This is a genomic window from Pseudomonas sp. MPB23 (assembly GCF_046605395.1).
GTDB lineage: Bacteria > Pseudomonadota > Gammaproteobacteria > Pseudomonadales > Pseudomonadaceae > Aquipseudomonas.
Genome location: NZ_CP176771.1, coordinates 529,870 through 541,813 on the forward strand (window position 1 = coordinate 529,870; position 11,944 = coordinate 541,813).

General features: G+C 51.2%; 10 protein-coding genes and 3 pseudogenes. 11 read left to right on the top strand and 2 right to left on the bottom strand.

Annotation, left to right across the window (positions count from 1 at the left end):
• The first annotated feature begins 131 nt into the window (after positions 1 to 131).
• The 5 genes from ACLH0J_RS02380 (at position 132) to ACLH0J_RS02400 (ending at position 5,416) form a co-directional block, all read left to right on the top strand.
• Positions 132 to 1,454 carry a tyrosine-type recombinase/integrase gene (locus ACLH0J_RS02380; RefSeq protein WP_411390731.1) on the top strand — a complete coding sequence of 441 codons (1,323 nt, stop codon included), beginning with the start codon at positions 132 to 134 and terminating at the stop codon, positions 1,452 to 1,454.
• A 910-nt stretch (positions 1,455 to 2,364) separates the two neighbouring features.
• Positions 2,365 to 3,345, top strand: coding sequence for an integrase domain-containing protein (locus tag ACLH0J_RS02385; protein ID WP_095667794.1), 981 nt, complete (start codon positions 2,365 to 2,367; stop codon positions 3,343 to 3,345).
• Positions 3,342 to 3,617 carry a hypothetical protein gene (locus ACLH0J_RS02390; protein WP_095667795.1) on the top strand — a complete coding sequence of 92 codons (276 nt, stop codon included), beginning with the start codon at positions 3,342 to 3,344 and terminating at the stop codon, positions 3,615 to 3,617. Before ACLH0J_RS02385 ends, ACLH0J_RS02390 begins: the two co-directional genes overlap by 4 nt.
• A gap of 363 nt (positions 3,618 to 3,980) precedes the next feature.
• Positions 3,981 to 4,529 carry a hypothetical protein gene (locus ACLH0J_RS02395; RefSeq protein WP_411390732.1) on the top strand — a complete coding sequence of 183 codons (549 nt, stop codon included), beginning with the start codon at positions 3,981 to 3,983 and terminating at the stop codon, positions 4,527 to 4,529.
• A gap of 251 nt (positions 4,530 to 4,780) precedes the next feature.
• The gene (locus ACLH0J_RS02400) at positions 4,781 to 5,416 is read left to right on the top strand and encodes a hypothetical protein (RefSeq protein WP_095667796.1); all 636 of its coding nucleotides are present in this window, start codon (positions 4,781 to 4,783) and stop codon (positions 5,414 to 5,416) included.
• 324 nt (positions 5,417 to 5,740) lie between these two features.
• Here ACLH0J_RS02400 and ACLH0J_RS02405 read toward each other — a convergent pair whose 3' ends face one another.
• The gene (locus ACLH0J_RS02405) at positions 5,741 to 7,546 is read right to left on the bottom strand and encodes a hypothetical protein (RefSeq protein WP_411390733.1); all 1,806 of its coding nucleotides are present in this window, start codon (positions 7,544 to 7,546) and stop codon (positions 5,741 to 5,743) included.
• A 375-nt stretch (positions 7,547 to 7,921) separates the two neighbouring features.
• Here ACLH0J_RS02405 and ACLH0J_RS02410 point away from each other — a divergent pair, with 375 nt between their 5' ends.
• The 4 genes and pseudogenes from ACLH0J_RS02410 to ACLH0J_RS02425 form a co-directional block, all read left to right on the top strand.
• A complete protein-coding gene (locus ACLH0J_RS02410; RefSeq protein ID WP_411390734.1) occupies positions 7,922 to 8,494 on the top strand; it encodes a hypothetical protein in 573 nt (190 codons plus the stop codon).
• A 70-nt stretch (positions 8,495 to 8,564) separates the two neighbouring features.
• Positions 8,565 to 8,687 (top strand): annotated as a pseudogene (locus ACLH0J_RS02415) (LysB family phage lysis regulatory protein); the annotation flags it as partial.
• Positions 8,662 to 8,829: an Rz1-like lysis system protein LysC gene (gene lysC, locus ACLH0J_RS02420; RefSeq protein ID WP_411392767.1), complete on the top strand. Its 168-nt coding sequence runs from the start codon at positions 8,662 to 8,664 to the stop codon at positions 8,827 to 8,829. The pseudogene ACLH0J_RS02415 and the gene lysC, both read left to right, overlap by 26 nt.
• Before the next feature lie 68 nt (positions 8,830 to 8,897).
• Positions 8,898 to 9,008, top strand: a pseudogene (locus ACLH0J_RS02425) (hypothetical protein); the annotation flags it as partial.
• 144 nt (positions 9,009 to 9,152) lie between these two features.
• On the opposite strand, the gene ACLH0J_RS02430 reads toward ACLH0J_RS02425, so the two are convergent.
• The gene (locus tag ACLH0J_RS02430; protein WP_411390735.1) at positions 9,153 to 9,728 is read right to left on the bottom strand and encodes a TetR/AcrR family transcriptional regulator; all 576 of its coding nucleotides are present in this window, start codon (positions 9,726 to 9,728) and stop codon (positions 9,153 to 9,155) included.
• A 317-nt stretch (positions 9,729 to 10,045) separates the two neighbouring features.
• Between ACLH0J_RS02430 and ACLH0J_RS02435 the strand changes: the two genes are divergently transcribed.
• Both ACLH0J_RS02435 and ACLH0J_RS02440 read left to right on the top strand, forming a co-directional pair.
• Positions 10,046 to 10,834: an SDR family NAD(P)-dependent oxidoreductase gene (locus tag ACLH0J_RS02435; protein ID WP_411390736.1), complete on the top strand. Its 789-nt coding sequence runs from the start codon at positions 10,046 to 10,048 to the stop codon at positions 10,832 to 10,834.
• A gap of 196 nt (positions 10,835 to 11,030) precedes the next feature.
• Positions 11,031 to 11,832 (top strand): annotated as a pseudogene (locus ACLH0J_RS02440) (NADP-dependent oxidoreductase).
• Positions 11,833 to 11,944: the final 112 nt, after the last annotated feature.

An 11,944-nucleotide genomic window follows, 5' to 3' on the forward strand; every position in this document is an offset into this window, starting at 1 on the left:
CGAAAAACCCGCCTTTTGGCGGGTTTTTTCGTTTTAGCTTTCCATCGGTTTCCGTCAGAAACTGGTGGATTCCAACCGTTTTAAGGGTAGAGTTTGGGATACAGGTCACTTCGATAAAAGGGAGTACCCTTATGTCGCGCACCACAGCTCCGCTCTCCGACGCAGCTTGCCGCTTGGCAAAACCTACAGACCGCGCCTACAAGCTTTTCGACGGCGATGGCCTCTACCTCCTAGTCCAACCCAATGGCCGCAAAGGCTGGCGGCTCCGTTACGTCAAACCTGACGGACGCGAAGGACTGACCTCGTTCGGCAACTACCCCGTCATTGGCCTCGCCGATGCGCGCCGCAAGCGCTTGGAAGTTAAGCGAATGCTGGCGGATGGCATTGATCCCATAGAGACCAAGCACCAAGCCAAGGCGGAAGCCGTGATCAAAGGCAGAACCTTTGAAAGCGTTGCGCTGGACTGGCACACGGAAATGTCGGCCAAGTGGGCACCAGGCCACTCCAAGACTGTGATGAGCCGCCTCAAAACCCACGTATTCCCGCTGATTGGCGCACGCGCCATTGTTGATCTCGACACCCATGACCTTATGCAGCCCTTGGAAGCGATCAAGAAGCGCGGAACGATCGACGTTGCTTTAAGGGTACAAAACTACCTGCAGAGCATCATGCGCGAGGCAAAGCGCCTCCGGCTTATCACCATAAACCCTGCTTACGATCTCGAAGGCTCGATCAAAGCCCCGCGGGTGGTACATCGCCCCGCTCTACCCTTATCGCGACTGCCGGAACTGCAAGAGCGGATCGACACCTATAAAGGCCGGGCACTTACCCGTCTGACGGTGATGCTGTCGCTGCATGTGTTTGTACGATCCAGCGAGCTGCGTTTCGCACGCTGGAGCGAGTTCGACCTCAAGCGCGGCACTTGGGAGATACCGGACACTCGACCCGCGTTGGAGGGAGTACCCTTTTCCACAAGGGGTACGAAAATGGCAGGGGATATCCATTTAGTACCCTTATCGCCGCAAGCAGCGGCACTACTCGAAAAAATCCATGCACTCACAGGCAAATTCGCATTGGTCTTCGCAGGTGATGCCAAACCCTGGAAACCCATGTCCGAAAATACCGTGAACAACGCGCTACGGACGATGGGATACGACACCAAAACCGATATCTGCGGGCATGGGTTTCGTTCGATGGCCTGCAGCGCACTGATCGAGTCAGGACTGTGGTCCGAGACCGCCATTGAAAGGCAGATGAGCCACAAGGAACGCAACAACGTCCGCGCCGCTTACATCCACAAGGCAGAGTTCATCGAGGAACGCAGGCTGATCATGAACTGGTGGAGCCGGTACCTGGAGGCCAACCGGCAGGAGCATGTCACTCCACACGAGTTCGCCAACCAGACCGGAGCGAACGTCACTCGCCTAAAAGCGAAACGTGGCGCAACCGAGTAAGCGCTCGGTCTTCATATCTCAGTGATCCGCTTGTCCACGCGGGTCCATCCAAACAGGGCTGCAAAGCCGCCCTGCTTGGATGGACCTCACTTAAAAAATCTAAAGCCCACGCGACTGTCTGTGGAAAACCACACTTTTCCACCGGTGGATAATTTCATCCACAGCCGCAGAACTCCCGAAAATTGGAGTCTTGACCCGAATTATCCACAGGCGTAGAAAAGATCGGGCAAAGCGCTGTCGTTGACAGCAACCCAGGTAGCCAGAACCTTTAAGGCTACGCCATACCGTGGTGGTTCCCCCAAAGTGCGATGAGCGTCCGGCGGCTCGCACGGTCACAGCGATGTGATGGATGCCTACTTTTATCAGTGTGCCCACTGCGGCAACTCATACCCTTTTATAGCTGCCCTGCAGCAACCTATTCGCTTGGCCATTTCATTGCGCCAACCTGCGCCCGTCTCTTTCTCCCGGAAAGAGACGGGCGCTCCTACCGCTGCTGGAGCCCAACTCGTACAAGGCTTTGCGGCATTCCCCCTTGTGACAATCGGCGTGACAAACACCGAGGTCACCAGCAACAGCAATGCAGATGATGCTGCCGCAGCCCAAGGAATGGGTTGCACCTGACTGACAGTCAGGCATGCCCCGGTCATCTCATCACTGCCTTCACCCGACTCAGGATCTCACGGCGCTGATCTCGTCAGCCAGTGCAGCCTCCACCCGCCCACTTCTTCGGAAGTGCTTAGGAGGTCAGATCATGAGATGCCCAAGCTCCCGGTCGTAAGGAGCCGCAAATCCCGCGTTAGTGGACAACCCTCACAGGTCGCAGGGGCCTTGATCCCTGATAACACTCAACATTCGTGGCGGGATGACGTGGGGATGGTTTTAAAGGTTTGGCTTCGAGAGGAGTTTGATCATGGCGTTGGTCGGTAATCGGGATGGGCGGAATTTTGGCTATGGGCGGCAGCTGAGTTATGCAGGACCACAAGCGCTCAAGGACCTGTTCGGTGGTGGGCATTACGGCACGGTCAAAGCGCATAGCGATCGGTGGCAAGCGTTTGTGCGCTGGTGTCGGTCGGACGATGGACCGGGGTTCAATGATGCGCGGCAAATCGATCGGCAGTCGTTGCTGGATTACGCCAAGCATCTGCGTCAGCAAGTTGAACGAGGTGAACTCGTCATCGCCACCGCGCAAAACCGGCTGTCCAGCGTGAACCGAACGATGGCCGCGCTTCGCCGTGATCAGCATGTGAAGGTGTCGAGTCCGAGCAAGGCGTTGGGAATGCGGCGCACCAGTGTTCGTCGTTCGGTGCCGCAAGGCCAAGACCGCGAACATGTGAAGAGGGTCGTAGAGGTGCTTTGCGCACACCAGCAGCCGCGTGCCGCGGCCATCGCTCAATTAGCGCGAGCCACCGGCATGCGCTTACGTGAGGCCATTTTGGCCGACCTTCCGCGCTTAAAACGTGAGGCCGAACAATACGGCAAGATCAACATCCAAGATGGCACCAAGGGGGGCCGCTCAGGTGCCTCGGCACCTCGCTGGATCAGGGCGGATGATCATATTCGCGAGGCGCTGAGATTCGCCGAACAGGTCTCACCCGACGGTAGCCGCAACCTACTTGCACCGAACGAAAGCTACCTCGATTTCCAACGGGGAATCGTCCGTCCTGAACGGGACATCCTCCATCAGCACAACCTCAAAGGCTTCCACGAATTGCGGGTAGCCTATGCGTGCGAACGCTATGAGCAAATCACCCACCATCCCGCCCCCATCAACGGTGGCCATTGCTATCAGCTCGACCGACGTCTCGATCAGGAAGCCCGAGTACAAATCAGCTATGAACTGGGGCACAACCGTATCGTCGTAGTGGCCGCTTACATTGGTGGTCGGGTATGAGCAAGGTATTCGATATGGAACTATTCCTGTCAGGCGTCCTGACCGGATCGCACACCACGCGCCAACGCCACCTGCGTCAGGCGAAGGCCATCCAAGCAGCAATCACTGATCGCTGGCAGCGGGACAATCCATGGACTTGGCAGAGAAAACACCTTGCGTGGTTTTTGAATCACCACCTAAGCCAGCACACTGAATCGACGCGCTATTACTATTTGCTGACCATGCAATTACTCACTCATCGCTTAGGAAAATCCTGGCGGTTCAGCCGCTAGACGAAGGTCAGAAAACAGCCGATTGTGTTGAAAAAGTCGGCTTGCCCAAAACGCTCGAATACTCATGGGTGAAAAGACCTCTTTTGCACGCTGCTACGTGAAATCCGAGTCCTGAACCTACTGCCAAAAATTCAGATTTCAATCTCAGGCGCGTACTTTTCCGCCGTGGAATTCTCAGTCGACTTTTTCAACAGAATCGGCCAGGAACCGTCAGTGGACACCATACTGGCAAAACGATAGCCTACAGCTAGAAATGCTCGAAAGGGATCGAATCGCCTATGTCGCATTTGAATGCGACATAGCGAGTCGCCCAATATAAGTTAGGGTACGTCAATACAGTACATGGATGGAACATGATCGATCTTGGAGCCACAGATTTTTATATTGACGTACCGAGCCTGCCACGGCAGGCATGAGTTCGAAAAATATTCGACTAAGTTGTTCGATGAGTGGGAGGCATATGTAGAAAAAGTATTAAAAATCCCAGATTATGCACTTGCGCTTGAAGTTGAAGAAGGCTCAATAAAAGGTGGGGCTAAAATTGCAGCAGCTCTTTACGCACTTTATATGGGTATAGGCCAATATGGCTCGTTCATATCGGGAGTTCAAACAATACAAGGCCAAATAAGCTCAATAGGCGATTTTCTGGCTACTCATGCGACTACGCCTTTCTCGTCCAATGAAGTCAAACCAAGAATCAAAAAACATAGTGGTTCTTTAGGCGAGTTACGACGATTATTTTTTAAAGTTCAGCAAGGAAAAATTACGGCTGAGCAAGCAATGCTTGAGGCTGAAGTCATATTCGGCGACGAAGCGAAATCCGAGCCAGATTTCATGAATAAAATGAAAAATTCATTTGAAAACACGCCTCTACTAGCAAAGCAATTAACATTACCTCTAAACCACTTTTGAGCAAGACGTGTTTCTACAAGTCAGCAATAAAAAGAGCCAACCAAGCTCACCGCGCCCTAAGCCAGAACCACCTATTGGCCAACAATTTCGCGTAGAGGTTTGGCGCGACTCAAAAAAAGAAAAAAGAAAGGTACGTGTAATACAATTGTGAAACATCAGCCCCCTAGCCTCTGGTTAAAATCGCTCGTTGGGACGGGCTAAAATCCGCTCATTAACGAGACGTCAAGTCACCACAATCCCGAGTTATAGATATGAATGAAAGCCAAAAAACAGAAGCCATTCTAAAAGATATTGATGAGTTATTCGTTTTCATCCACGATCTTATTGATGCGCAAAAACTGAATCTAGACGACCAGTACCAACGAATAAATTACACATACTTTAAAATGTTTTGCTGCCACTTCGAATCAATTTGTATATTGACAGCTAACAACCACTTTAGCTCAGCCATTTTGCTAATGAGAACAGTTCTGGAGCTATTTGTAAAAAGCTTTTATTTTGAGTTTATTGAAAAAGAAAAGGATTCCTGTGTAGAGGATTTTCTAGATGGAAAAAAGGATTTCCCAAACTTTTTTCTAATGACCAAAGCACTAGAAGAATATACGCATGTTTCATTTGGTGATTTTAAAGAATCATTCAAGCAGTTCACCAAAAGCGGCTTGGCAAGCTACGAAAAATTTTCATTCTTTTCCCACGGCAGAGGTGAAATATTAAAGGCATTCTACAAGCACAATAAAATCTCCTACACTACTGAACAAGTTTCAGATGTACTACTAACAGCAAAAGGACTTTTTGAACAACTATCGTTGTTGTTATTTTTCACCCAAAATAAACCTCATGACGTCGGGCTTCTGCTTAAAAAAATAAAAGACCTAACAAATCGCTGAAGCACTGCGCGCTTTGTGCGCCGTACAGTTTTTAACTCGCGGCTTTGTGGTTTTTTGCGTAAGAATAATCCACAAAACCACAACTTAAAAACTGCCGCTTAGCTAGGCGCTATAACCCCAGTCTAAGCCAGGAAGCGAGGTAGCCTGTATGTCCATTGGTGGAAGACGCTCCGCCGTTTTTCACCCAACTCGAACTTTGGACCTGCGTAGCGGGAATAGGGGGCAGACCTCGCTTTCAATTAAATATCGAAAATCGTGGTCTGACCCTGTTTTTCCACCCTGTTTTTCCCTCACCAAATTAACTTTCCATGACCGCACTATTTCTTAAGGCTTGCACAGGATATGCGGCTGAACCCCTAAATCTTTACAAGCGCTTATGAAAGTATTGATAAGCCAGATAAGCTGAGTGTGATGTGGCTTGCATTTACCCTTAAGAGACAGGTTTAAGAATATTGTTTCAAGCTGGCTCTTGCTGATAAAGGGTGTTGCGAGAACAATTTTCCTTGTGGAATTTTGATTCTCGAATATCTTTGTCAGCGCTTTTTCTAGGTCATTCCAAACTTTCCCTCCCCTGACTCGGCTGATTTTGGTATTTTCGTAATTTTTATTCCAGTCTCTGTCATGCTTCTCCTTAAAGTCTTCCAGCGTGGAAAATACCCTGCCTATATTCTTCAGTCCCTGCGCTACAACTTCATGAAAACTACTCGCCCCATGGCTGTCCTTTCTAGTGAATTTCGCATGAATAAACGTGATCGCCGGGGGGTTGGAGTCAGGCTCTAAGTATATATGATCTGCCCATTCGTCATTCATATCATCACAAATAGTAATTCCTGGGACCTTACAATAATTATCTTCTATCTTTCTGAATAATGACGCGACGGGAAATTCCGAAATGTGATCTGGGAATGGTTTTACTCCTTTCTTGTGCTGCTTTTCTTTCTCGCTGTTGACTCCTGTAAAGTCATATTTTTCATCAAAAATTGAAAGTATTGAGGTAAGACTAGGAATGAGACGTTTATCTTGAAAACAAGATCGTCCAAAGTAGGCGTACTCTGGAGAGTTGAACATTATCGAAATTGGCTTGGTATTATTTATATACTTGCTAAGAGAGATGGGCGGCTCCCCTTTAATCTCGATAGAGATCTTGTCACAAATACCAGAATGAAATGTTGCCTGTTTCTTATTCAAGGTTAACTTTGCAGGCAATTCAGTGCCTTTGAGCTGTAATTGCTTGGCCTTGTTTACACTAATAGAATATTTAAATAGATTGAAAAGTCTGGAGATCTCTTCCGGCGTACAGTCCCGCTCTGTTGATCCGTCAGTGATCCGCAGCTTAGAGCCCCCATCACCACCTCTAATAATTTCATCTAATTCGTCTAAATTGATGAATATTGCAGTAGGATCAATTTTCTTTTTTAAGATTTCACTCAGGGTAATGGGCGCTGCGAATTCGCTGATAAACTTACTTGCATTTGCGAGATTATTAATCTCTTCAATCGTAAAAATTACCCAGTTGGAAAATTCTTCTATGCCAGTTTTTTTATCTCTAAATGTCACGCGAGATGAGTTTGGAGTTAAAGTTATAGTGTCGCCCTGCACACGAATCCTGAAATTCTGAGGAATTGACCTACTTGAAGAGTTCGAGGCTAGCAGACCATTTAGTTTGAAAGCTTCATATGATCTACTTCTGATTACGGCATTAGATATCGCCATATTATTCATGGTGACTTTTTCGTATTCAGGCGAATTCCTTCCTTGGAAATTGGTGAATCGCTCATAGTCAAATTCTTCTAAATACTCATCTAAAGCCTTTTCTACAAATTGAACATTTCTTTTAGTAATAGCTACACAGTCATTGTATTCGACTATCAGAACAAAACAGTATTTTTCTTCCTCAATGAGAGTTCCTAGTAAAAAAGGTGGCTCAGATAGTTCCTTAAAGGCTATGGCCGAGCATGTCACCTGCTCAGTTGTTGCACTTAACTCTTCCTTTGTTATTTTAAACAAAGAATGTCCAACACGATCCTCCGATACTTTCTTAAAGATCTCATTGATTTTTGCCTTGCTAATTTTCTTCTTTATCTTATAGAACTGAGCACTTTTAGAAAGATTTAGATTATATAAGTCCATTTTTATATTCCACTGCTAAATATCGGTGATGGCATTGTGCCTTTGATTTTGCAAAAAAATCAATACCCAATATATGGCTTAGCGCGCGGCACCTTCTAGCTATCTGGACGCTAGAGGTAAACTTACTTCTGGTACTGTGTTTATCCGCTGAGTTTACTGATTAGTTACGTACTTCAGTGCAGAGGCAGAGGATAATTTTAGAGATAGAGGCCATCATTTCAAAATTAAAAAACATTATAAATCATATGGTTATTATCCTTTTCGACTCCTGGTGCCGCACCATTTAAAAACAAAGGCTTGCAGCGATGCAGGCCTTTGTTTTTTGTGCAATACGTAACAAGCCACGTAACAAGAGCCTGCTTTTGGAGTGTGACCATGGATTGGATGCAGTTTGTTTCGGCGCTGGCGTCAGCACTCGCATGGCCTGCCGCAGTTGTTACCGTTATATGCCTGCTAAAAAATCCCATCCTGGGGCTCATTCCCAAAATCCGTAGCTTTAAATACGGCGAGCTTCATGTTGATCTCACCGAGGAGTTGAAGGCAGTTCAGGAAAGCCTCCCGAGCAAGCCTCAAGAACTTCCTGGCGATGAAAAAGCCCCCCTCCCAACGCCTGTTGCTCTTCAACTTGCTGCCTTGTCGCCACGAGGAGCCATCCTGCACTCATGGCTTGAAGTAGAGGCGGCCGTCGACCAATTGGCTAATAAAGCGGGCATTGAGTTTTCAGCGAAGGCCAGCCCCGTAGTGAAGATGCGAGTGCTGCACGGTGAGCAAGTAATAGACGCCCTTATCTACGCAACCTTTTTGCAACTGTCCAAAGTTCGAAACGACGCCGTGCACCTGACTGATCGGGAGACGACGTACCAAGACGCCACGATGATGTGGGGGTCATGCTCTTGGCTGATACAGCGACTCAATGCCGCGCTGTCTCTGACCAAAGACGGCGATTGAAGGTGGATTGAGGCCGCACGTAACTGATGAACGTCAGGCCCAGAACTCGCTGCAACAAGCTGGCCAGGACATGCGCCGCGAGCTGGACGTCCGCAAGCAACAAATCAAGGAGCTCAAACGTGAAAACGCCGAACTACGCGAGTGGGCTGCTGCTCAGTTGCCTGCTACTGCTCGCCGCCTGCGGCAGCGCCCCGCCATCACCGGAGCAGACGCCTATCGTGACTGGCTGTCCGGCCGTAACGCGCTGCACCCTGAGCGCGACTGATCCAGCCACCAACGGCGAGCTCCTCGACGACCAGGACATCACCGAGACCGACTGGGCAGGCAAGCCGTAGATTTCCTGATTGATATCCGCTACTCGCAGATGGCAAACGGTGCCTGGACGGAAGCTGTGTTCACCTTCAACGTCAACAACCTGTTCGACAAGCACTACTACACCAACATCGGTTTCTATGACTCGGCCTACCCTGGCGACCCACGCAACATGATGGTCACCACGCGCTGGGATTTCTGATTTCTGCGATCAAACCGGTTTCCTTTCTGCTGCTCATGCAACAAAGCCCTCGCACTTCTGCAAGGGCTTTGTTTTTTCTGAGATGAGCAGACGCTAATCGAGGAAGTTAGCGAGCAAGTCCTGCTCCCCCCACAACCATCAAATCTACGACTCCCCCCCCAACGAAGCCATCATCTGCCCATGACACACCTCCAAAATCTCATCCGCCAGCGCCGAGTCGTCAGGGCAGGCGCGCGATAACACGATCGCGCCGACCGCACGTGCCAGCAGGTCGATCATTTTCATCCGTGCCTCACCCGCCGCCGCATCCGGTCCGGTCGGGTATTTTTCACCGAGCGTTTGCAACGTGTGTTCGATGCCTTCAGCGAAGGCCGATTTCAAATCGTCCGACTGGCGCGCCGCGTCGCCGCACAACGCAGCCATGGTGCACCCCGTGGCGCGTCTGTCGCGATGGTCCCTGGACACATACAGATCGATGAAATCCTTCACGCTCAATGCTTCGGCGCTGGTCAGTGAATGCGCAAGGCTGTTGGCCGAGGCTTCGGCCATCAGGTCCGCCTTTGAACCGAAATGTTTGTAGAAACCGCCATGGGTGAAACCGGCGGCGGCCATCAGGTCGGCCACGCCGACGCCGTCAAAACCACGCTCGCGAAACACGACTGAAGCCGTTTCGACGATGTGCTCGCGATTTGCCTGGGCCTGAGCCTTGGACACTCGCATGTTTGATACCTCTCTACCGCTGAAATTCATCGGCCGATGATACATAGATGTCGACCATAATCAAAACCGTTGACAGTTTAGATTTCGATCATCATCCTAATCGCAAGCGAGATGACCACTTACCAACGGGCACGGAACCAACCCCCATGAGCGACTTGAAGCTGTTTACCCCCTCCACGCTCTACGGCGGCGGCGCGGCGGGGTACATCGACGACCCAACGCAGGCCGAATCCAGCCCCAGCGCGAACTAGGCCCTGGCTGATCGAGCCCGGTTTTATTCGTGCATCAATCCATGTTCCCAATAAAGAGCAGACATCATGACGACTCACCCTACCGTTCTTATCACTGGCGCTTCCACTGGCATCGGCGCGGTTTACGCCGAGCGTTTTGCCCAACGCGGGCATGATCTGGTGTTGGTCGCCCGCGACCACACGCGCCTGGAAACGCTCGCCGCAACGTTACGCGGCCAACACAATGTCGCCGTTGAAGTGCTGCCGGCCGACCTGACTCAACTCAGCGACCTGCACACCGTCGAAGCGCGCCTGCGGGATGACGCTCGCATCGGCATCCTCATCAACAATGCCGGTGCCGCGCAGTCCGGCAGCTTCATCGAGCAAAGCACCGACAGCGTGGCGCAACTGGTGGCCCTCAACACCACGGCGCTGGTGCGACTCGCCAGCGCCATCGCGCCACGCCTGGCCAAAGCCGGTGCAGGCGCGATCATCAACATCGGTTCGGTGGTGGGTCTGGCGCCTGAGTTCGGCATGTCGGTCTATGGGGCGACCAAGGCGTTCGTGCTGTTCCTTTCCCAAGGCCTGAGCCTGGAGCTTTCGCCCCAGGGTGTTTACGTGCAGGCCGTCTTGCCCGCCGCCACCCGCACGGAGATTTGGGATCGCGCCGGTATCGACATCAACACCTTGAGCGAAGTCATGGAAGTGGCTGACCTGGTCGATGCCGCACTGGTCGGCTTCGACCGTCGCGAACCGGTGACCATTCCGCCGCTGCAAGACGGCGAGCGCTGGGATGCCCTGCAAACCGCACGTCAGGGTCTTTTGTCGCAGATCAGACAGTCCGTCGTGGCGCCGCGCTATTTGACTCAAGTCTGAACCCTGTCGCGCAGGTCGGCCTCGCTCCGCAATCTGACGGAATAAACATGACTTTTTGGGCTAGCAGCAATCATCCCGATTCGTCGTCGTTATTTAATAGCGCGGCGAACCCGTCGGTGCGGGTGGGCGGGATATCGTTTGCCTATGTTACCGAGGCCGAGCCCCGTTCTCGTCCCACCAACAAGAGCGCTGCAACATGAAGGCATTTTTTATCGACCGCTACGGCAAGCACAACGGAATGATTGGCGAAGTGCCCGACCCTGCGGTCGGTGAGCATGACGTTCTGATCCAGGTGCATGCAACGAGCGTGAACCCGTTGGACGCGAAGATCCGAACCGGGGAATTCAAGCTGATCCTGCCTTATACATTTCCATTGATATTGGGCAACGACCTGGCAGGCGCTGGTTGAAACCGCCCAGCTGAAAAAAGGCCAGAAGGTGTTGATTCATGCCGGCTCCGGCGGTGTCGGCACATTGGCCATCCAACTCGCCAAACACCTCGGCGCTTTCGTTGCGACCACCACCAGCACGGCAAATGTCGAATGGGTGAAGACGCTCGGGGCGGATGTGGTCATCGACTACAAGCAGCACGATTTTGCGAGTGAATTACACGACTTCGACGTGGTGTTGAACAGCCTGGGCAGCGATGTACTGATGAAATCGGTCGAGGTTCTCAAGCCCGGCGGACAACTCATTTCCCTCTCCGGGCCACCGACGGCAGCCTTTGCCCAAGCGCAAGGGTTGTCCTGGATGCTACGCCAAGTCATGCGCCTGCTGAGCCGCGGTATTCGTAGAAAAGCCCGCAAGCATGGGGTGAGCTATGCATTTTTGTTCATGCGATCCAACGGCGTACAACTGCAAAAAATCACCTCGCTTATCGAAGCTGGCGTCATCAAACCGGTCATTGATCGTTCCTTCCCTTTTGACTCGACTGCAGAGGCGTTGCGCTATGTCGAGCAGGGCAGATCAAAAGGCAAAGTCACCGTAACAATCAAATAAGCGCGCGCCAAAAAATGTCCGTCGATAACGTGCATGCCGCCACGTATCAGACTCGAGTCGGCACCGCACAAACAGGAGCAGGTGCAACGGGAAGTCGCGCCTGTTCACCGTC